The 20,277-nt window shown below is 58.1% G+C and carries 18 protein-coding genes; 5 read left to right on the plus strand and 13 right to left on the minus strand.

What is annotated here, in order from left to right:
* Positions 1–32: 32 nt before the first annotated feature.
* Complete coding sequence (gene rlmE / locus BUB69_RS25285) at positions 33–683, minus strand: 23S rRNA (uridine(2552)-2'-O)-methyltransferase RlmE (RefSeq protein WP_004879989.1); 651 nt, start codon at positions 681–683, stop codon at positions 33–35.
* Positions 684–787: 104 nt separating this feature from the next.
* Here rlmE and BUB69_RS25290 point away from each other — a divergent pair, with 104 nt between their 5' ends.
* The gene (locus tag BUB69_RS25290; protein ID WP_024688916.1) at positions 788–1,096 is read left to right on the plus strand and encodes a YhbY family RNA-binding protein; all 309 of its coding nucleotides are present in this window, start codon (positions 788–790) and stop codon (positions 1,094–1,096) included.
* 164 nt (positions 1,097–1,260) lie between these two features.
* Here BUB69_RS25290 and greA read toward each other — a convergent pair whose 3' ends face one another.
* The 7 genes from greA to grpE form a co-directional block, all read right to left on the minus strand.
* Positions 1,261–1,737, minus strand: a complete 477-nt coding sequence (gene greA, locus BUB69_RS25295; protein WP_024688915.1) for a transcription elongation factor GreA — start codon at positions 1,735–1,737, stop codon at positions 1,261–1,263.
* Positions 1,734–4,955, minus strand: a complete 3,222-nt coding sequence (gene carB / locus BUB69_RS25300; RefSeq protein WP_073172240.1) for a carbamoyl-phosphate synthase large subunit — start codon at positions 4,953–4,955, stop codon at positions 1,734–1,736. The genes greA and carB overlap by 4 nt, the downstream gene beginning before the upstream one ends.
* A 136-nt stretch (positions 4,956–5,091) precedes the next feature.
* Positions 5,092–6,228 carry a glutamine-hydrolyzing carbamoyl-phosphate synthase small subunit gene (gene carA / locus BUB69_RS25305; protein ID WP_024688913.1) on the minus strand — a complete coding sequence of 379 codons (1,137 nt, stop codon included), beginning with the start codon at positions 6,226–6,228 and terminating at the stop codon, positions 5,092–5,094.
* A 273-nt stretch (positions 6,229–6,501) separates the two neighbouring features.
* A complete protein-coding gene (gene dapB / locus BUB69_RS25310) occupies positions 6,502–7,305 on the minus strand; it encodes a 4-hydroxy-tetrahydrodipicolinate reductase (protein WP_073172244.1) in 804 nt (267 codons plus the stop codon).
* A 20-nt stretch (positions 7,306–7,325) separates the two neighbouring features.
* A complete protein-coding gene (gene dnaJ, locus BUB69_RS25315) occupies positions 7,326–8,462 on the minus strand; it encodes a molecular chaperone DnaJ (protein WP_073172248.1) in 1,137 nt (378 codons plus the stop codon).
* Between the two features lie 326 nt (positions 8,463–8,788).
* Entirely contained in the window at positions 8,789–10,741 is a 1,953-nt protein-coding gene (dnaK, locus tag BUB69_RS25320) for a molecular chaperone DnaK (RefSeq protein WP_281250965.1), read from the minus strand.
* 65 nt (positions 10,742–10,806) lie between these two features.
* Positions 10,807–11,370: a nucleotide exchange factor GrpE gene (gene grpE / locus BUB69_RS25325; RefSeq protein ID WP_024688909.1), complete on the minus strand. Its 564-nt coding sequence runs from the start codon at positions 11,368–11,370 to the stop codon at positions 10,807–10,809.
* Between the two features lie 270 nt (positions 11,371–11,640).
* On the opposite strand from grpE, the gene recN reads away from it, so the two are divergent.
* Complete coding sequence (gene recN, locus BUB69_RS25330; RefSeq protein WP_073172254.1) at positions 11,641–13,314, plus strand: DNA repair protein RecN; 1,674 nt, start codon at positions 11,641–11,643, stop codon at positions 13,312–13,314.
* 51 nt (positions 13,315–13,365) lie between these two features.
* On the opposite strand, the gene fur is transcribed toward recN, so the two are convergent.
* Positions 13,366–13,773 carry a ferric iron uptake transcriptional regulator gene (fur, locus tag BUB69_RS25335; protein WP_024688907.1) on the minus strand — a complete coding sequence of 136 codons (408 nt, stop codon included), beginning with the start codon at positions 13,771–13,773 and terminating at the stop codon, positions 13,366–13,368.
* A 98-nt stretch (positions 13,774–13,871) separates the two neighbouring features.
* Here fur and BUB69_RS25340 point away from each other — a divergent pair, with 98 nt between their 5' ends.
* A complete protein-coding gene (locus BUB69_RS25340) occupies positions 13,872–14,396 on the plus strand; it encodes an outer membrane protein assembly factor BamE (protein WP_073172257.1) in 525 nt (174 codons plus the stop codon).
* A 60-nt stretch (positions 14,397–14,456) separates the two neighbouring features.
* Here the strand turns inward: BUB69_RS25340 and BUB69_RS25345 are convergent, their stop codons facing one another.
* The 3 genes from BUB69_RS25345 to BUB69_RS25355 are packed head-to-tail and all read right to left on the minus strand — an operon-like array spanning position 14,457 to position 16,612.
* A complete protein-coding gene (locus BUB69_RS25345; protein ID WP_073172261.1) occupies positions 14,457–14,774 on the minus strand; it encodes an RnfH family protein in 318 nt (105 codons plus the stop codon).
* Positions 14,767–15,201 carry a type II toxin-antitoxin system RatA family toxin gene (locus BUB69_RS25350; RefSeq protein ID WP_073172264.1) on the minus strand — a complete coding sequence of 145 codons (435 nt, stop codon included), beginning with the start codon at positions 15,199–15,201 and terminating at the stop codon, positions 14,767–14,769. The genes BUB69_RS25345 and BUB69_RS25350 overlap by 8 nt, the downstream gene beginning before the upstream one ends.
* Before the next feature lie 7 nt (positions 15,202–15,208).
* On the minus strand, positions 15,209–16,612 hold the full coding sequence (locus BUB69_RS25355; protein WP_073172268.1) for a sodium-dependent transporter: 1,404 nt from the start codon (positions 16,610–16,612) through the stop codon (positions 15,209–15,211).
* Between the two features lie 113 nt (positions 16,613–16,725).
* On the opposite strand from BUB69_RS25355, the gene smpB reads away from it, so the two are divergent.
* Positions 16,726–17,208: an SsrA-binding protein SmpB gene (gene smpB, locus BUB69_RS25360; protein WP_024688902.1), complete on the plus strand. Its 483-nt coding sequence runs from the start codon at positions 16,726–16,728 to the stop codon at positions 17,206–17,208.
* 182 nt (positions 17,209–17,390) lie between these two features.
* Here smpB and BUB69_RS25365 read toward each other — a convergent pair whose 3' ends face one another.
* Positions 17,391–18,158 carry a GntR family transcriptional regulator gene (locus tag BUB69_RS25365; protein ID WP_024689138.1) on the minus strand — a complete coding sequence of 256 codons (768 nt, stop codon included), beginning with the start codon at positions 18,156–18,158 and terminating at the stop codon, positions 17,391–17,393.
* Positions 18,159–18,555: 397 nt separating this feature from the next.
* On the opposite strand from BUB69_RS25365, the gene BUB69_RS25370 reads away from it, so the two are divergent.
* Entirely contained in the window at positions 18,556–20,247 is a 1,692-nt protein-coding gene (locus BUB69_RS25370; protein ID WP_073172272.1) for a lactate permease LctP family transporter, read from the plus strand.
* Positions 20,248–20,277: the final 30 nt, after the last annotated feature.

Below are 20,277 nucleotides of genomic sequence, written 5' to 3' on the forward strand. Positions count from 1 at the left end.
TAACGCCATTTAAAAAAAGCTATCGCCTGGCATCAAAGACGCTCATCGCTGGCCGCGCCTTCGATACCCTTGAAGCCACGACCCAGCAGGTACTGCTCACGGGATCGATCACGCGACGACAACGGCTTTCGCATCTGCACCTTGTCGAACAGCTTGCGGATGTCTTTGTGATACACGTCGAAGCCTTCACCCTGGAAGACCTTGATGAGGAAATCGCCACCCGGACGCAAAACCCGGCCAGCCAGATCAAGCGCCAACTCACAGAGAAACATCGCCCGCGGCATATCTACAGCGCTCAATCCACTCATATTGGGGGCCATATCGGAAATCACAAGGTCTACCTGTGTATTACCGACCGCTTCCAGAATTTGTGCGAGCACGGCATCTTCCGTGAAGTCGCCCTGAATGAAGGTCACGTCAGGGATGCTGTCCATTTCAAGGATGTCGGAAGCGATCAGGCGGCCTTGACCGCCAATCAGACGACTGGTCACCTGCGACCAGCCTCCAGGCGCGGCACCGAGGTCGATCACGGTCATGCCGGGACGGATGATCTTGTCCTTTTCCTGGATCTCGAGAAGCTTGTAACTGGCACGTGAACGGTAACCGTCCTTCTGCGCCATTTTGACGTACTTGTCGTCGAAGTGTTCTTTGAGCCAGTTATGGCTTGTCTTGGAACGGGCCACGGGGCACCTCAAAAATAAACGAGTCGTGATTAACTGGGCGGTCCCGGACTCGCTCGGGTAAACTGGCCGCCGCTTTTTACAAGATCAGACGCAGAGGTCAGATTATGCCGCTCACTCAAGAGCAGAAGAAACAATACAAATCCATTGGCCACCACCTGAAACCGGTATTGATCGTGGCTGACAATGGTTTGACTGAAGGTGTGCTGGCAGAGCTTGAACGCGCACTGAGCGATCACGAGCTGATCAAGATCAAGCTCAACATCCTCGACCGCGAAAGTCGCTTGCAGGCCATTGCAGAAATCTGCAAAGCCGGCTCGGCGGATCTTGTTCAGGTCATCGGCAAAATGGCGTTGATCTATCGCAAGAACCCAAAGGTAAACAAGCTGTTGTCCAACGTCCACCGCGCAAACTAAAAAAACAGAAGCCAGGGCCGCAGATTGCGCGCCCTGCTCCTTTTTTACGCAACTTCGCTTGTCTTCAGGTCGTTCAGACCCGCTATCACACACTACCGCCAAGATCCTCAAGGCAGATGCCGAAAGGACCAGGCAGTTGCGCCCGCCAGAAGCGGGCACTGGTGTCAGACGTGGCGAACTTCGACGATTTCGTACTCGATGACACCGCTAGGCGTCTTCACGACCACGACATCGCCTTCTTCCTTGGCAATCAAGGCGCGAGCGATGGGCGATCCCACCGAAATCTTGCCTTTCTTGATATCCGCTTCATCCTCACCCACGATCTGGTAAGTGACGCTCTCGTCCGTTTCGACGTTGGCGATTTCAACGGTCGTGCCGAAAATCACCTTGCCAGTATGAGGAATGGTGGTGACGTCGATCACCACGGCATTCTGCATACGGCCTTCGATGTCACGAATACGCGCCTCGACCATGCCCTGCTGCTCACGCGCAGCATGGTATTCAGCGTTCTCCTTCAGGTCACCCAACTCCCGCGCCGTGCCGATATCCTGGCTCAGCTTGGGACGGATCACCTTGGTCAGGTGGGTCAATTCTTCTTCCAGGGCGCGAGCGCCCTGAACAGTCATTGGGTATTTGATCATGCCTTCAATCCTGCATGGAGATCCTGCAAGCGACGTACAGTCTTCTCTGGACCGAACTTGAGCGCTTCGCAGATGGCTTCGCCTGCTGCAATAGTCGTGGTGCAGTAAATCTTGTGCTGCAAGGCGTTGCGACGAATGGAGTAGGAATCCGCAATCGACTGACGACCTTCGGTGGTGTTGATGATCAGCGTGACTTCATCATTCTTGATCATGTCGACCACGTGAGGACGACCCTCGGTCACTTTGTTGACGCGGCGTACTTTCAAGCCAGCCGCTTCGATCAGCTTGGCGGTCCCCGCCGTGGCAACGATCTCGAAGCCCAGACCGATCAGGTCACGTGCGACACCCGCCACCAGAGGCTTGTCGTCATCACGGACACTGATGAATGCGGTGCCGCCAGTAGGCAGCACTTCGCTGGCGCCCATCTGGGCCTTGGCGAACGCTTCGCCGAAGGTATCGCCCACGCCCATCACTTCACCGGTCGACTTCATTTCCGGGCCGAGGATCGGGTCTACACCCGGGAATTTGGCGAACGGGAACACCGCCTCTTTCACGCTGTAGAAATTCGGGATGATTTCCTTGGTGAAGTTCAGCTCTTTCAGGGTTTTGCCAGCCATCACGCGCGCAGCGATCATGGCCAGGGAAACACCAATGCACTTGGACACGAACGGCACGGTACGCGATGCGCGCGGGTTCACTTCGATGACGTAGATGTCTTCACCCTGCAAGGCCAGCTGCACGTTCATCAGGCCGACAACGCCCAATTCCAGGGCCATTTTCTTGACCTGTTCGCGCATCTCGTCCTGGATGTGAGCAGGCAGCGAGTACGGTGGCAGCGAGCACGCGGAGTCACCGGAGTGAACGCCCGCCTGTTCGATGTGCTGCATGATCGCGCCGATGACCACGTCAGTGCCGTCGCAGACTGCATCGACATCCATTTCGATTGCGCAATTGAGGAAGTGATCCAGCAGCACAGGACTGTCATTGGAAACCTGAACCGCTTCACGCAGGTAGCGCTTGAGCTCGTCTTCCTGATAAACGATTTCCATCGCACGGCCACCCAGTACATAGGACGGACGCACGACCAGTGGATAACCGATCTTAGCGGCGGCACGAATCGCTTCGTCTTCGCTGCGCACGGTAGCGTTTGGCGGCTGACGCAGGTTCAGGCGCTCGACCATTTGCTGGAAACGCTCGCGGTCTTCCGCACGGTCGATGGCGTCAGGGCTGGTGCCGATGATCGGCACGCCAGCGGCTTCAAGCGCACGCGCCAGTTTCAGCGGAGTCTGGCCGCCGTACTGAACGATCACACCCTTGGGCTTCTCGACACGCACGATTTCCAGCACGTCCTCGAGCGTAACCGGCTCGAAGTACAGACGATCGGAGGTGTCGTAGTCAGTGGAGACGGTTTCCGGGTTGCAGTTGACCATGATGGTCTCGTACCCGTCGTCACGCAGCGCGAGCGCGGCGTGTACGCAGCAGTAGTCGAACTCGATGCCCTGGCCGATACGGTTAGGACCGCCACCCAGAATCATGATCTTGTCGCGAGTCGAAGGGTTGGCTTCGCACTCTTCTTCGTACGTGGAGTACATGTAGGCAGTATCGGTTGCGAACTCGGCCGCGCAGGTGTCGACGCGCTTGTAGACCGGGAGCACTTCCAGCTTGTGACGGTGCGTACGCAGGTTCTTCTCGGTCACGCCCAACAGCTTGGCCAGACGCGCATCGGAGAAGCCCTTGCGCTTGAGACGGAACATCAGGTCGCGGTCAATGGCCGACAGACCCAGCGTCTTGACCTTCTCTTCGTCCTTGATCAGATCTTCGATCTGGACCAGGAACCAAGGGTCGATCATGTTCATGGCGAAGATATCTTCGACGCTCATGCCGGCGCGGAACGCGTCAGCGACGTACCAGATACGCTCGGCACCCGGCACGGTCAGCTCGCGCTTGAGCGTGCTCATGCTTTCCGGATGGCTCAGGTCGAGCTTCGGATCCAGACCGCAGACACCGACTTCCAGACCGCGCAGGGCTTTCTGCAGGGATTCCTGGAAGGTGCGACCGATGGCCATGACTTCACCCACCGACTTCATCTGAGTAGTCAGGCGAGCGTCAGCCTTGGCGAACTTCTCGAATGCGAAGCGTGGCAGCTTGGTAACGACGTAGTCGATGGACGGCTCGAAGGAAGCCGGGGTCTTGCCGCCGGTGATATCGTTCGACAACTCGTCCAGCGTGTAGCCAACAGCCAGCTTGGCTGCGACCTTGGCAATCGGGAAACCGGTGGCTTTGGAAGCAAGGGCCGAGGAACGCGAGACACGCGGGTTCATCTCGATCACGACCATACGGCCGGTATTTGGGCAGATGCCGAACTGAACGTTGGAACCGCCGGTTTCAACGCCGATCTCGCGCAGTACCGCCAGGGAGGCGTTGCGCAGGATCTGGTATTCCTTGTCGGTCAGGGTCTGCGCGGGTGCGACGGTGATGGAGTCACCTGTGTGCACGCCCATCGGGTCGAAGTTCTCGATGGAGCAGACGATGATGCAGTTGTCCTTTTTGTCACGGACAACTTCCATTTCGTATTCTTTCCAGCCGATCAGCGATTCGTCGATCAGCAGTTCCTTGGTCGGCGACAGGTCCAGACCACGGGCGCAGATTTCTTCGAACTCTTCACGGTTGTACGCGATGCCGCCACCCGTGCCGCCCATGGTGAAGGACGGACGGATGATGCAAGGGAAGCCGAGCTTTTCAAGAACAGCGTTGGCTTCTTCCATCGAGTGGGCGATGCCGGAACGCGGGCAATCCAGGCCGATGGACTTCATGGCCTTGTCGAAGCGCGAGCGGTCTTCGGCCTTATCGATGGTGTCGGCGTTGGCACCGATCATTTCGACGCCGAACTTCTCCAGAACGCCTTCGCGCTCCAGATCCAGTGCGCAGTTCAGTGCGGTTTGACCGCCCATGGTTGGCAGCAGTGCGTCAGGACGCTCTTTTTCGATGATCTTGGCAACGGTCTGCCACTTGATCGGCTCGATGTAAGTGGCGTCGGCCATGGCCGGGTCGGTCATGATGGTGGCCGGGTTGGAGTTCACCAGGATGACGCGGTAACCCTCTTCGCGCAGTGCCTTGCAGGCCTGGGCGCCGGAGTAGTCGAATTCACAGGCCTGGCCGATCACGATGGGGCCGGCGCCGAGAATCAGGATGCTTTTAATATCTGTACGTTTTGGCATGGGTTGTCACTCAAATCCGCAGGTCAGTCGGCAAGCCGTCTTGAACATTTCATTGAGGTGACCTGGGTGGCGGCAACCGGACGTATCGTCCGGGTCCAGCCAGGTCACCTGCTTACTACATTCTCAAGGCAACCGGTCAGCGTCGCTTGGCCATGGCTTCGATAAAGCGATCAAACAGAGGGGCGACGTCGTTCGGGCCCGGGCTGGCTTCAGGGTGACCCTGGAAGCTGAAGGCGCTCTTGTCGGTGCGCTCGATACCCTGAAGGGTGCCGTCGAACAGCGACTTGTGGATGGCGCGCACGTTGGCTGGCAGCGTGGCTTCGTCCACCGCAAAACCGTGGTTCTGACTGGTGATCATGACGACACCGGTGTCCAGATCCTGAACCGGGTGGTTGGCACCGTGGTGGCCGTGGCCCATTTTCAGGGTCTTGGCTCCGGAGGCCAGCGCGAGCAACTGGTGGCCCAGGCAGATACCGAAGACCGGAATTTCGGTTTCCAGTACATCCTTGATGGCCTTGATCGCATAGTCGCAAGGCTCGGGATCGCCAGGGCCGTTGGACAGGAACACACCATCAGGGTTGTAGGCCAGGACATCCTTCGCAGGCGTCTGGGCCGGAACCACAGTCACGCGGCAGCCGCGCTCGACCAGCATGCGCAGGATGTTCAGCTTCACGCCGTAATCGTAAGCGACTACATGATAAGGCAGCTCGGAGGCAGCGATTTCAGGATGGCTATCGGTTTTCAGGTTCCAGACACTGGAACGCCACTCGTAGGCTTCCTTGGTGCTGACCTCTTTGGCCAGGTCCATGCCCTTCAGACCCGGAAAGCCGCGCGCCGCCGCGATCGCGGCCTCTTCGGAAATATTGTCGCCGGCCATGATGCAGCCGTTCTGTGCGCCTTTCTCTCGCAGAATGCGGGTCAGGCGACGGGTATCGATACCGGCGATGGCAACGACATTGTTGGCTTTCAGGTAATCATCCAGCGACATCTTGTTACGCCAGTTGCTGGCGACGAGCGGCAGATCACGAATGACCAGGCCGGCAGACCAGACGCGATCAGACTCTGCATCTTCAGGGGTGGTGCCGGTGTTGCCGATGTGCGGGTAGGTCAGGGTAACGATTTGCTGGGCATAGGAAGGATCGGTAAGGATTTCCTGATAGCCTGTCATTGCGGTGTTGAACACCACCTCACCAACGGTCTGACCGTCGGCTCCAATGGCTTCGCCGCGAAAAATGCTGCCATCAGCAAGGGCGAGTATGGCTGGCTTAGTCAAGAAGACCTCCCGTAAATAAAGCCTGAAAGGGCGATCGCAGGTTGCAAAAAAGCGGAATGACGTAGATACGTCACCCCGCTTTCTTATAGAATCATCTGCGCGCTTTTAGTGGACACACTAAAGCTGTAGCTTACAGAAAAGGCCCTTTTTGGTCTACCACCAATGTGCCTCAAATGCGGGGAAATGCGACAGCTTTTCGAGCAGTGACACTGAACAGAAGGCCGAATCCCGCACCCTGTGCGAAATCCGGCCAGACAAACGCGAATGCATGGATCAATGCAGATCCAGCACGTCCTGCATGTCATAAAGGCCAGGTGCCTTGCCATCAAGCCACATCGCAGCCCTGACGGCGCCCTTGGCGAAGGTCATGCGACTGGATGCCTTGTGGGTGATCTCGACACGCTCACCTTCAGCAGCGAACAGCACCGTGTGATCACCGACCACGTCACCCGCACGAATCGTCGCAAAGCCGATGCTCTGACGATCACGTGCGCCGGTCTGCCCTTCACGCCCATAGACCGCAACCTTTTCAAGGTCACGCCCCAGAGCGCTGGCCACCACCTCACCCATGCGCAACGCCGTGCCAGACGGCGCGTCGACCTTGTGACGGTGATGCGCTTCAGTGATCTCGATGTCGACGTCATCGCCCAGAACCCGCGCTGCGGTATCGAGCAGCTTCAGGCACAGGTTAACGCCGACACTGAAATTGGCGGCGAACACGATCGGGATCTCCTTGCCCGCTTCGACCAACCGCTGCTTTTCTTCGACGCTGAACCCGGTTGTGCCGATGATCATGGCCTTGCCCGCCTTGCGGCAGAAGGCCAGGTTCTTCAGGGTGACCGAGGGGTGCGTGAAATCGATCAGTACGTCGAATTCGTCGACCACCCTGGCCAGATCGCCCGACAGCGGAACACCGATACGGCCCAGCGCTGCCAGCTCGCCAGCGTCCGCACCAACCAGCGTACTGTCAGGACGGTCGATCGCAGCGGTCAACCCGGCGCCAGGCGTCTGTTGAATCGCTTCGATCAAAGTCTTGCCCATGCGCCCGGCGGCGCCTACTACTGCAATACGTCGCATGCCGTTTTCCTTAGATAGCCTTACAAATCGCCGAAGAACCGCTTCACACCCTCAAACCAGCCACTGGCCTTGGGAGAATGGGACTCGTCGTTCTCAAGCGATGTGCGGAACTCTTCAAGCAGCTCGCGCTGGCGCTTGCTCAGGTTCACCGGTGTCTCGACCGCCACACGACACATCAGGTCGCCAGCCCCACCACCACGCACAGGCGCAACACCCTTGCCACGCAGGCGGAACTGCTTGCCGGTCTGAGTTCCTTCAGGGATTTTCAGCTTGACGCGACCGTCGAGGGTCGGCACTTCCAGCTCGCCACCCAATGCTGCATCGGTGAAGCTGATAGGCACTTCGCAGAACAGATGCTTGCCGTCGCGCTGAAAGATGTCGTGTTCACGCACATTGATCACAACGTACAGGTCGCCGGTAGGACCACCCTGGACACCCGCCTCGCCTTCGCCCGAGAGACGAATACGGTCGCCGGTATCGACACCTGGCGGCACTTTGACAGACAGCGTCTTGTACTCTTCGACACGACCTTCGCCATGGCACGAGTCGCACGGATCGGAAATGATCTTGCCATGACCATGGCAACGCGGGCAGGTCTGCTGCACAGAGAAAAAGCCCTGCTGCATGCGCACCTGACCGATACCGCCACAGGTCGGGCAGGTGACCGGAGAAGAACCTTTCTTGGCGCCACTGCCATCGCATGGCTTGCAATTGACCAGCGTCGGAACACGGATGCTGACCGTGGTACCGCGAACGGCTTCCTCCAGGTTCAACTCCAGCGTGTAGCGCAGGTCGCTACCGCGCTGGGCACCGCCACGACCGCCGCCGCCACTGCGACCACCGCCGAAGAAGTCGCTGAATACATCACCGAAGATATCGGAGAAATTCGCACCGCCCGCGCCACCACCAAAGCCACCGCCACCCATGCTCGGGTCGACACCGGCGTGACCGTACTGGTCGTAGGCTGCGCGCTTGCTGGCATCGGACAGGACTTCGTAGGCCTCGTTGGCCTCCTTGAACATCTCTTCCGACGCTTTGTCATCGGGGTTACGGTCAGGGTGATGCTTCATCGCCAGACGACGATAGGCCTTTTTCAGGTCCGCTTCACTGGAGCCTCGCTCCACTCCCAACACTTCGTAATAATCACGCTTTGCCATAATTCTTCCGCACTCTTGAGGACGTCCGGCAAAACCCTCCTGAGCCTTGCCAAACTCGTTGAGCCCCATACAGGCCCGGACCCAACTCACGTCGTTTCAACGATCCTGGTCTTCGTTCAACAGCCAGGAATACCCGACCGAGAAAGCGGCAGAACGAGTCGCCACGCAGGAGCATCGCGATCTTGCCACATGGCGTGCGGGACAGACCCACACACCGGAATTTTTGCTTGTTCCAGACACGCCAACGCGGGAGCAAGCTCCCGCGCGGCGACATCCTACCAGCCACCGCTCGAAAGAGGTCAACCGGCTTTCAAGTGAGCCTGCGCTTACTTGTGGTCTTTCACTTCTTCGAACTCGGCGTCGACAACGTCGTCAGCCTTGGTCGAATCTTCTGCAGGCTTGGCCGCTGCTTCAGGGTTCTCGGCCTGCTCGGCGTACATCTTCTGAGCGATTGGCGCGGAAACCTTGGACAGCTCCTCGACCTTGGCTTCGATGGCAGCCTTGTCGTCGCCTTTGATGGCGGCTTCCAGAGCGACCACTGCAGCTTCGACTGCGGTCTTTTCTTCAGCAGTCACTTTGTCGCCTGCATCGGAGATCATCTTGCGAGTCGAGTGGACCAGCGCATCACCCTGGTTACGGGCAGAGGCCAGCTCTTCGAACTTGCGGTCTTCTTCAGCGTTGACTTCAGCATCACGAACCATCTGCTGAATTTCTTCCTCGGACAGACCGGAGTTGGCCTTGATCACGATCGACTGCTGCTTGCCGGTCGCCTTGTCTTTCGCGCCGACGTGCAGGATGCCGTTGGCATCGATGTCGAAGGTCACTTCGATTTGTGGCACGCCACGTGGTGCTGGTGGAATCTCGGCCAGGTCGAACTTGCCCAGAGACTTGTTCTGACCGGCTTGCTTGCGCTCGCCCTGCAGCACATGGATCGTCACCGCGCCCTGGTTGTCATCGGCAGTCGAGAACACCTGAGATTTCTTGGTCGGAATCGTGGTGTTTTTCTCGATCAACGGAGTCATCACACCGCCCATGGTTTCGATACCCAGGGTCAGCGGGCTGACGTCGAGCAACAGAACGTCTTTTACATCACCGGCCAACACTGCACCCTGGATGGCAGCACCCATGGCAACGGCTTCATCCGGGTTGACGTCCTTACGGGCTTCTTTACCGAAAAACTCGGTGACACTTTTCTGGACCAATGGCATACGCGTCTGACCACCGACCAGAATCACGTCGTTGATCGAACTGATGTCGATACCAGCGTCTTTCAGCGCGATACGGCAAGGCTCGATGGTGCGTTTAACCAGATCTTCAACCAGCGATTCCAGCTTGGAACGGGAGATTTTCACGTTCAAGTGCTTTGGACCGGTCGCATCTGCTGTGATGTACGGCAGGTTGACGTCGGTCTGCATGCTGGAGGACAGCTCGATCTTGGCTTTTTCCGCAGCTTCTTTCAGACGCTGCATCGCCAGAGGGTCGCCCTTCAGGTTCATGCCGCTTTCTTTCTTGAATTCGTCGACGAGGTAATCAATCAGACGAATGTCGAAGTCCTCACCACCCAGGAAGGTGTCGCCGTTGGTTGCCAGCACTTCGAACTGGTGCTCGCCATCGACTTCAGCGATTTCGATAACCGAGACGTCGAAGGTACCGCCACCCAAGTCATAAACGATGACAGTGTGGTCGCCTTTCGCCTTGTCCATGCCGTAAGCCAGCGCTGCAGCGGTAGGCTCGTTGATGATGCGCTTGACGTCCAGACCTGCAATACGGCCAGCATCTTTGGTGGCCTGACGCTGACTGTCGTTGAAGTAAGCCGGAACGGTGATGACCGCTTCGGTAACGGCTTCACCGAGGTAGTCCTCAGCCGTCTTCTTCATCTTTTTCAGGATTTCAGCGGAAATCTGAGGAGGTGCCATTTTCTGGCCATTCACTTCAACCCAGGCATCGCTGTTGTCAGCCTTGACGATCTTGTAAGGGACCATCTGGATGTCTTTCTGAACGACTTCTTCGTCAAAACGACGGCCAATCAGACGCTTTACTGCGTACAGCGTGTTGTGCGGATTGGTTACAGCCTGACGCTTGGCGGACTGGCCGACCAGGATCTCACCATCGTTTGCGTAGGCAATGATCGAAGGCGTGGTGCGAGCACCCTCAGCGTTCTCAATAACCTTGGCTTTGCCGTTTTCCAGAACGGAGACGCAGGAGTTGGTTGTCCCCAGGTCGATACCGATAATTCTGCCCATCTTGACTCTCCCGAAACTTTGATTTGGTTGCCGCAATTGCGTTTACAAATTGCGGTAGCTCTTAAACGCTTGACCTGTAAATGGGGGCCTTGCAGCTGATTTCAAGCCTGTTCGTCAATTGACGGCGTAACAGGCGATGGTGCCTTGCTGACCACGACCATGGCCGGACGCAGCAGACGACCATTGAGCTGGTAACCCTTCTGAAACACTTTGAGCACCGTGTTGGGCTCTACATCTGCACTTTCCTGCATGGCCATTGCCTGGTGCTGTTCGGCACTGAACGGCTGACCATGCGGATCTACGGCTTCGAGCTGATAACGCTTGAGCGTGTCCTGAAACATCTTCAAGGTCAGTTCGATGCCTTCACGCATCGGGCGAATGCTCTCGTCATCCGGGTTGGACAACTCGATACCCCGCTCCAGACTGTCGATGATCGGCAACAGATCACCGGCAAATTTCTCCAACGCAAACTTGTGAGCCTTTTCAACATCCTGTTCAGCACGGCGGCGGACATTCTGCAGATCCGCAGCCACTCGCAGGGATTGGTCCTGCGCGGCAGCCAGTTGCTCTTCGAGCACTTGCACGCGGGTCGTCAACTCGTCACCCGCGCCTGCTTCGGCAGCCTGGTCCTGGCTCTGCGCATCCAGATTCTGTTCGTCAGCCATCAGTGTTCTCCTCTAAAAACGTCCGCGATCCCAACTCGCGCTTCTGCCCCCTATATGGGATCGGATTTTTCCGCTTCAAGGGTCATGCACGCTGGATGTGTGCATTTCCTCACAAAAACATGGGGAATCGAGCCACGAAAAAAATGCCCCTCCACCACGGCAAGGACTAAAAAATCGTGAACACCAATCAAATCGAGCTAAACCGGGGCATTGTCAGGAGCAAATAAAACACTGTATAAATAACCAGACAAACCGCTCGGGAGCCGCTCAATGCTGGTGCACCTTTCCGTACATAACTACGCCATCGTCGAACACCTCGATCTCGAACTTGATCGGGGCATGAGCGTAATCACTGGCGAAACCGGCGCTGGCAAATCGATCATGCTCGACGCGCTGGGCCTGACACTGGGTGATCGCGCCGACAGCGGCGTCGTGCGCCCGGGTGCCGACAAGGCCGATATTCTGGCCACGTTCGACCTGGACGATATTCCCGAGGCGCAGGCCTGGCTCAAGGAGCGCGACCTGGACAACGATGGGCCCTGCATATTGCGCCGGGTCATCACTGCCGAGGGCCGTTCGCGCGCCTATATCAATGGATCGCCCTGCCCTCAGGGGGATCTGAAAGCGCTCGGCGAGCTGCTGATCGACATTCACAGCCAGCACGAACACCAGTCTCTCTTGAAGACCGACACCCATCGTCGGCTGCTCGATGAGTACGCAGGTGCGACCGATCTGGCGCGCCAGGTAAATCTCGCCGCGCAGCGCTGGCGCCAGACCCGCCAGGAGCTTGAGCGTCTTTCCAATTCGGGCGACGAACAACGCGCACGGCATCAGTTGCTCAGCTATCAGCTGGAAGAACTGGAAAGCCTGAGCCTTGGCGAAAACGAGCTGGAACAGCTCGAACAGGAACACAAGAATCTGACCAATGCCGAGAGCCTGCTGAGCATTTGCCGTCAGGTGGTCGAGCAATGCAGCGAAAGCGATTCCGGCAATGTGCTCAACGCCCTGACCGCCAGCCTGCATCGACTGGGCAGCGTGAACAATTCACCCTCGGCGCTGTGCGAAGCCACTGATCTGTTGTCCAGCGCACAGATTCAGGTGGAAGAGGCGATGGGTGAGCTCAATCGCTTTCTCGATCATTTCGACGCGAATCCAGCCAGGCTGCAGCAGCTCGAAGAGCGACTCGACGCCATCTACACGTTGGCGCGCAAGCACCGCATCCAGCCTAACGAAGTCGCGACAATGCAGCAAAAGCTGCTCGATGAAATAGAAACGCTCAACGCCAATGATGAGTCCATCGAGCGTCTGCAGCATGAAGTGCAGGCTTTTGCCCGCCATTATCAGGAAAAGGCACGCGAGCTGAGCGACCTGCGTCATACCTCATCGACAAAGCTGGCCAGCGCCGTCGAGCAGGAAATCCAGCGGCTGGGCATGCCCGGCGGGCGCTTCCAGATCGAATTGAAAGCGGTTCCAGGTACCGAGCCGCATCCTCACGGACTTGAGCACGTTGAACTGCTGGTTAGCGCCAACCCCGGGCAACCGCTCAAGGCGCTGGCGAAAGTAGCGTCTGGCGGTGAGCTGTCACGGATCAGTCTGGCGATCCAGGTCATCACCGCCCAGACCTCTCGTGTACCGACGCTGGTCTTCGATGAAGTCGATGTGGGGATCGGTGGCCCGACGGCCGAGATTGTTGGTCAGCTGTTGAGACGCCTGGGCGAGCGTGGACAGGTCATGACCGTGACTCACCTGCCGCAGGTCGCGGCACAGGGTCACCAGCACCTGTTCGTACACAAGGTCAGGGATAACGACGCGACACGCACTGCCGTGTCGAAATTGACCAAGGCCGAGCGTATAGAGGAAGTGGCGCGCATGCTGGGAGGCATCGACCTGACCAAGGAATCGCTGGCTCATGCGAAAAAAATGGTCATTACAGCCAAAAGCTGAACCCTGAAAAGCACAAAGGCGACCCGAGGGTCGCCTTTTTTGTCGCTATGCTTACGCCTTTTTGTGACGCACGTAGAGCACCAGATTGTGGTCAACCAACTCAAAGCCGTGCCTCTCGACAATGGCTTTCTGAAGCTTTTCGATTTCTTCGTCGAAGAATTCGATCACTTCGCCTGACTCCACATTGACCATATGGTCGTGGTGGCCGCCATCAGCCAGTTCGAACACAGCATGACCACCGTCGAAGTTGTGGCGAACCACCAGCCCGGCGGCTTCAAACTGAGTCAGAACACGGTAGACCGTGGCCAGACCGACATCCTCGCTCGCCTCCATCAATGCCTTGTAAACATCCTCGGCACTCATGTGGCGCTGCTCGGCAGAATCGAGCATTTGGAGTATTTTGACCCGCGGTAGGGTCACCTTGAGTCCTGCTTTACGTAGTTCGCTATTTTCAACCATGGTCAGCTTTCTCGCAGACGCTGCTTCGCAGCTTCTCTTAATGCAGGTATGATCGGGGTTTACGTTGTCCCAGCCAAGATAGTGGAAGTCGCCCACCGATGCAAAACACCAAGCTCTTGCTAACCAGTTTCACCTTCGTGGGACTGCTCGCACTCGCCGGTTGTTCATTCCCCGGGGTTTACAAAATCGACATCCAGCAGGGTAATGTCGTCACGCAGGACATGATAGACCAGTTGCGCCCGGGAATGACCCGACGGCAAGTACGGTTTATCATGGGCAACCCGTTGCTGACCGACACTTTCCACTCCGATCGGTGGGACTACCTGTACAGCCTGCAGCCAGGTGGCGGTGAACGCCAGCAGGAGCGTGTCAGTCTGATTTTCAACGGTAATGATCAACTGGTCAGCCTCTCCGGTGACTTCATGCCTGGCGTCAGCCGCGATGAAGCCATTCTGGGCAAAAGCAGCGACACCAACGCTGTACCGGTTGAAAACCAGCCTGAACAGAAGCCTGAAGAACCTGCAAAACCAGGCTCGCTGCTGGAGAAGATCCAGAAAGACGTCGACAGTGTCGAGACCGTACCGGTACCGACTCAAGAGCCTCTGGACGTCAATCCTCGCTGATCCAGAGCGCCCAACAAAAAGCCCGGCATGCCGGGCTTTTTTGTGTGTCGCGTTCAGCCATCATTCAGCCGAAGACGCCCTGCTCTGTCGTGCCTTCGCGGCACGCTGACGGCGTACCTCCATGGGATCTGCCAGCAAGGGCCGATAGATCTCGATTCGCTCCCCCGCCTCGACACAACGCGCTGAAGGGTCAGCGACCACTTTACCGAAGATACCGACCGCACAACGGGCCAGATCCAGCTCAGGGAACTGCTGATCGATGCCCGACGCTGCAAGCACCTGCCGCACTGACGAGCCCGCGGGCACCTTCAATGCCATCAGCACCTGACGCTCGACCGCGGCATACACCACCTCGACCGAAATCAATGCGTCAGACATGCAACTGCTTGGCGCGCTGACAGAATGCATCCACCAGTGTATTGGCAGCCTGATTGAACAGCGGCCCCAGGGTTGCACGCACGATAGGCCCCGCGTAATCGAAGGACAGGTCCAGGCTGATCTTGCAGGCCTTGTCGCCCAACTGCTTGAACGTCCAGACGCCGTGCAGTTGCTCAAATGGCCCTTCAACCAGGTCCATCACGATCGACTCGCCCGGTGTCAGCGTATTGCGCGTCACGAATTGCTGGCTCAATCCGCCCTTGGCGATCTCCAGGCTCGCGCGCATCTGCTCCTCGCTGGATTCCAGGACGGTCGCCGAAGAGCACCACGGCAAAAACTCCGGGTAACGCGCGACGTCATTGACCAGATCGTAAAGAAAACGAGCCGGATACGGCAAAAGGGCAGAACGTTGAATATGCGTAGTCATGTGAGCGTCATTTCCAGAGCTGAGCGGCAAACACCACAAGAATGCCGAGCGGCGCCACGTAGCGCATCAAAAAGAACGTCAGGCTGAACAGCAGCGGGCTGCGAATCGACAACTCATCGCGCACCGCCTCACGGCCCATCACCCAACCGGCGAATACCACAAAACACAATCCACCCAACGGCAACATAATGCGCGAGGTGAAGAAATCAATGACTCCGAAGAAGTCCAGGCCACTGGTTGCGCCCCACTGGTAGAGGCGGAAAGCGCCTTCATCGTTCACGAAAAACTTGGCCTTTTGCCAGATATTGAACGAGAACACCGTGCCAAGGCCGACAAACCAACAGCTGAAGGCCAGCCAGAACGTGACCCAGCCCCGACGAATTCCGGTGCGTTCCACCAGATACGCAACCATCGGCTCAAGCAGGGAAATCGCCGAGCTCCAGGCTGCAACCGCCACCAACACAAAGAACACCACGCCCATCAATTGACCAAACGCCACGTTACCGAATGCGAATGGCAATGTTACGAACATCAGGCCCGGCCCCTCACTCGGGTTCAGACCTGCGGCAAAAACGATTGGGAATAGCGCAAGACCCGCAAGCAACGAGACGAAGGTATCGAGCAACGCAATGCCGACCACAGTGCTGCTGATCGAAGCACCTTTGGTCATGTACGCGCCATAGACCATGATCGAACCCACGCCCACGCTCAGCGAAAAGAACGCATGCCCCATGGCGGGCAACAGCCCGTCAAGCACCTTGTCCGGGTTGAAGTCGAACATGAAATGCACGCCTTCCATAAAATGCCCGGTGGTCAGGCTGTAGCCCAACAGGATCAGCATCAGCAGGAACAGCATCGGCATCATGATCCGCAGACTGCGTTCAAGGCCGGCTTCGACACCCCTGCCGATCACCACAGCCGACAACAACATGAAAACGGTGTGCCATAAAATCAGACGCCAAGGGTCGGCGATCACTGCACCGAAGTACGCGCCCACCTGATCAGGCGTCACGCCCTGAAAATCGCCACGCCCCATGTCGATGATGTAGTCGAGCGACCAGCCGCCAACCACACTATAAAAGGAGAGAATCAACAGCGCCGTGATCATCCCCGCGAACGCACCCCAGGACCAACGGCCCGAGTGCCCGGCCTCGACCGCCAGCGTCTTCAACGCATTGGCCGGGCTCAAGCGGGCGCGACGACCGATCAGCGTCTCGGCCATCATGACCGGAATGCCGATCAGGGCGATACACGCCAGGAATACAAGCACGAACGCGCCGCCGCCATAGGCACCGACCATGTAGGGGAATTTCCAGATACTGCCTAGCCCGACTGCAGAGCCCGTGGCTGCCAGAATGAATACCCAGCGGCTCGCCCAGCTACCGTGGACCGAAACCTTGTCCGTCGACATCAAAGAAACGCCCAACCAAAAAAGAGCCCGCATTGTCCGGGATTCAACCATTGTGCTCAAGCACGCGCTTTCCCGTAGCCGACATTGAAGCAACTCCCTATAATGCGCCCCCTATGGCTAAGCTCAAGAAACACCCTACAGGGACCATCGCGCAGAACAAGAAGGCGCGACACGATTACTTCATCGAACACAAGTTCGAGGCCGGTCTGGTCCTGTCTGGCTGGGAAGTAAAAAGCCTGCGTGCCAACAAGGTACAGCTGGTCGACAGTTACGTGCTGCTCAAGGATGGCGAGGCATGGCTGATGGGCTGCCATATCACGCCGCTCAAGACGGCCAGCACGCACGTCATCGCTGACCCGACACGCACCCGTAAACTGTTGCTGAACCAGCGCGAGCTCGAAAAGCTCATCACGTCGGTTCAGCAGAAAGGCTATGCCTGCGTGGCCCTCTCCCTTTACTGGAAGCAGCACTTGATCAAGTGCGAAATTGCTCTGGGCAAAGGCAAGAAGGAATACGACAAGCGCCACACCGAACGCGAACGCGACTCGGACCGTGAGCTGCAGCGCGCCGTGCGCAGCAAGGGCAAGGACGACTGAGCCTTCGCTCATCGCGCCAATGCCCAGCGCTCGTTTCTGCGCCCACGATCTAAACCGTGGGAGCGGACTCGTCCGCGAAGCGGCCGGGGCATTCACTCGAAGGGTCGCGCCTGGAAGTCAGCCTTCGTGGACAAACGGAACGCCGCCCGGTCCGCTCCTACGACTCTGCACAGCCTGCACGATCACATCGTGTTGCGCCGCTCGGCCCGGGCGGTGCGCTGCACCTGCTGCCTCACTTCTTCCAGCACTTCCTGCACATAGGTCAGGTGCCTGCTCGACACCTCGCGCGCCTCATCAGCACGACCTTCGATAATCGCTACGTACAACTCCCGATGCTGCTTGATGAGCATGTCGCGGGTTTCTGCGCGTTGTTTGTACATGCCGCCGATATTGATCACGACGTTGCGCTTGAGCAGATCGAACAGACCCCGAATGGTGTGCAGCAGCACGGCGTTGTGACTGGCTTCGGCAATGGCCAGATGAAAGTTTGCATCAGCTGCACCCTCCTCGGCCCGACTGACTTCATCGGCACGCGAATAGCAATCCAGCAACGACTCGAACGCCAGGCGCAAGCGCTCGCGATCCATCTCCGTGGCGCGCATCGCCGCGTAGTACGCACAGGACGCTTCCAGCGTGTGACGAAACTCCAACAGATCGCGCTGGGCATCGGGGCTGCTTTCCAGCAGATGCAGCAATGGGTCGCTGAATGTCGAGCCAATGTTCTCGACCACATAATTGCCGCCACCCTGACGACTGACCAACAAGCCCTTGGCCGTCAGTTTCTGAATAGCCTCGCGCAGCGAAGGACGCGACACACCGAACTGCTCGGCCAGCGCCCGCTCGGCCGGTAAACGCCCACCCGATTTAAGGGTCCCTTCCAGAATCATCTTTTCCAGCTGCTCGACGATATCGTCGGACAAACGGCGCTGACGCACCTGATCAAAGCCCATAGCACTTACTCCACCGTCCCGACTCGTTGCCGGGCGCGCGTATTCTGGCTGATTGCCGTCATCAAGGCACCTATCCAATTCAGCCGAAAACCACGCCGGACACCTCCTTTTCAAGCGTCTGCGACAAAAGTCTCGGCCACGCAAATTGACACACCAACAGCAAGGCCACTACTCTAGCCAACAGACATTGTAAATTGGTATTACCAATTATCCAATGCCAGTGTTAGACGGCCAACCACCGTCGCGCTGCAAGACCTTTCGAACAGAGAGACTTGAGCTGGTGAGCTGTGCGATTCAATCGTCAGCATCGACCAGGCGCTCGCCAACACGACGTCGAATCGAAGCCGCGCACACAGAACACCGGGCCTTACCAAAAATAATTAAGGGGCCTCCCGACATGCAAACATGGCAACAGCTCTACACACCGCTTGGCAGCCTTGGCCTTTCCGCCGCGGCCGCACTGATCCCGATCGTGTTCTTCTTTCTGGCGCTGGCCGTGTTTCGGCTCAAAGGCCATATCGCGGGCAGCATCACGCTGGCGCTGTCGATACTGGTGGCGATCTTTGCTTTCCAGATGCCGAGCGACATGGCGCTGGCAGCTGCAGGCTATGGATTCGCCTATGGTCTGTGGCCCATTGCATGGATCATCGTGGCAGCCGTGTTTCTCTACAAACTGACGGTCAAGAGCGGGCAGTTCGAGATCATTCGCAGCTCGGTCATGTCGATCACCGACGACCAGCGTCTTCAGGTGCTGCTGATTGGCTTCTGCTTCGGTGCGTTCCTGGAAGGTGCTGCAGGTTTCGGCGCACCGGTCGCCATCACGGCTGCGTTGCTGGTGGGCCTGGGGCTCAATCCCCTTTACGCTGCAGGCCTTTGCCTGATCGCCAACACGGCACCCGTCGCGTTCGGCGCGCTGGGTATTCCGATCATCGTGGCAGGTCAGGTCTCCGGGCTTGACCCGTTCAAGATCGGCGCAATGGCCGGACGCCAGTTGCCGTTCCTGTCGATCTTCGTGCCGTTCTGGCTGATGTTCATGATGGATGGCGTGCGCGGCGTCAAAGAGACCTGGCCAGCGGCACTGATCGCGGGCACGACCTTTGCGATCACCCAGTTCCTGACCTCCAATTTCATCGGCCCTGAACTGCCCGACATCACCTCGGCGCTGGTCAGCATTGTCTCGCTGACGCTGTTCCTGAAAGTCTGGCAGCCAAAGCGCGCATCCGACACGGTCGTGGCCAGCGGTGGTTCGGCTGCGATCATGGGCGCCCCGGGCGGATTCAACAAACCTCGCTCATCGGTGGCAACGCCTTATAGCCTCGGCCAGATCATCAAGGCCTGGTCGCCGTTCCTGATCCTGACCGGCATGGTCACGATCTGGACCCTCAAGCCGTTCAAAGCCCTGTTCGCACCCGGCGGCGCTCTGCAGGCCTTTACCTTCAACATCCCGGTGCCGCATCTGGACCAGTTGGTGATGAAGACCGCGCCCATTGTTGCCAAGGTCACGGCGATGCCAGCGGTGTACAAGTTCGACCTGATTGCCGCGTCGGGCACTGCGATTCTGTTCTCGGCCATCCTTGCAATGCTGGTGCTGCGCATCGCCCCGAAGATTGGTCTGACCACTTTCAAGGAAACCCTCATCGAGTTGCGCTGGGCGATTGTCTCCATCGGCATGGTGCTGGCCTTTGCCTTCGTCATGAACTACTCGGGCATGTCCTCAACGCTGGCGCTGGTATTGGCCGGAACAGGCGCGGCTTTCCCCTTCTTCTCGCCGTTCCTCGGCTGGCTGGGCGTATTCCTGACCGGTTCCGATACTTCGGCCAACGCGCTGTTCGGATCGCTGCAGGCCACCACTGCCCATCAACTCGGCGTCAGCGATGTGCTGATGGTAGCGGCCAACTCCAGCGGCGGCGTGACCGGCAAGATGATATCGCCGCAATCCATCGCCGTGGCCTGTGCCGCGACCGGCCTGGTCGGCAGGGAGTCGGACCTGTTCCGCTTCACGCTCAAGCACAGCCTGTTTTTCGCCACCATCGTCGGCTGCATCACCTATGCCCAGGCGTACTGGTTCACCGGCATGCTGGTTCATTAATGCCTGAATGACGCACCACCTGACGCCGAA

Origin of the sequence: Pseudomonas asturiensis (genome assembly GCF_900143095.1) — a bacterium.
GTDB classification, from domain to species: Bacteria; Pseudomonadota; Gammaproteobacteria; order Pseudomonadales; family Pseudomonadaceae; genus Aquipseudomonas; species Aquipseudomonas asturiensis.

What these genes read in the sequence shown, in the direction of transcription:
- BUB69_RS25290 (WP_024688916.1), top strand. Translation starts at nt 788, where the DNA reads ATGCCGCTCACTCAAGAGCAGAAGAAACAATACAAATCCATTGGCCAC.
- greA (WP_024688915.1), bottom strand. Translation starts at nt 1,737, where the DNA reads ATGATCAAATACCCAATGACTGTTCAGGGCGCTCGCGCCCTGGAAGAA.
- carB (WP_073172240.1), bottom strand. Translation starts at nt 4,955, where the DNA reads ATGCCAAAACGTACAGATATTAAAAGCATCCTGATTCTCGGCGCCGGC.
- dapB (WP_073172244.1), bottom strand. Translation starts at nt 7,305, where the DNA reads ATGCGACGTATTGCAGTAGTAGGCGCCGCCGGGCGCATGGGCAAGACT.
- dnaJ (WP_073172248.1), bottom strand. Translation starts at nt 8,462, where the DNA reads ATGGCAAAGCGTGATTATTACGAAGTGTTGGGAGTGGAGCGAGGCTCC.
- grpE (WP_024688909.1), bottom strand. Translation starts at nt 11,370, where the DNA reads ATGGCTGACGAACAGAATCTGGATGCGCAGAGCCAGGACCAGGCTGCC.
- recN (WP_073172254.1), top strand. Translation starts at nt 11,641, where the DNA reads ATGCTGGTGCACCTTTCCGTACATAACTACGCCATCGTCGAACACCTC.
- fur (WP_024688907.1), bottom strand. Translation starts at nt 13,773, where the DNA reads ATGGTTGAAAATAGCGAACTACGTAAAGCAGGACTCAAGGTGACCCTA.
- BUB69_RS25340 (WP_073172257.1), top strand. Translation starts at nt 13,872, where the DNA reads ATGCAAAACACCAAGCTCTTGCTAACCAGTTTCACCTTCGTGGGACTG.
- BUB69_RS25345 (WP_073172261.1), bottom strand. Translation starts at nt 14,774, where the DNA reads ATGTCTGACGCATTGATTTCGGTCGAGGTGGTGTATGCCGCGGTCGAG.
- BUB69_RS25350 (WP_073172264.1), bottom strand. Translation starts at nt 15,201, where the DNA reads ATGACTACGCATATTCAACGTTCTGCCCTTTTGCCGTATCCGGCTCGT.
- BUB69_RS25355 (WP_073172268.1), bottom strand. Translation starts at nt 16,612, where the DNA reads ATGTCGACGGACAAGGTTTCGGTCCACGGTAGCTGGGCGAGCCGCTGG.
- smpB (WP_024688902.1), top strand. Translation starts at nt 16,726, where the DNA reads ATGGCTAAGCTCAAGAAACACCCTACAGGGACCATCGCGCAGAACAAG.
- BUB69_RS25365 (WP_024689138.1), bottom strand. Translation starts at nt 18,158, where the DNA reads ATGGGCTTTGATCAGGTGCGTCAGCGCCGTTTGTCCGACGATATCGTC.
- BUB69_RS25370 (WP_073172272.1), top strand. Translation starts at nt 18,556, where the DNA reads ATGCAAACATGGCAACAGCTCTACACACCGCTTGGCAGCCTTGGCCTT.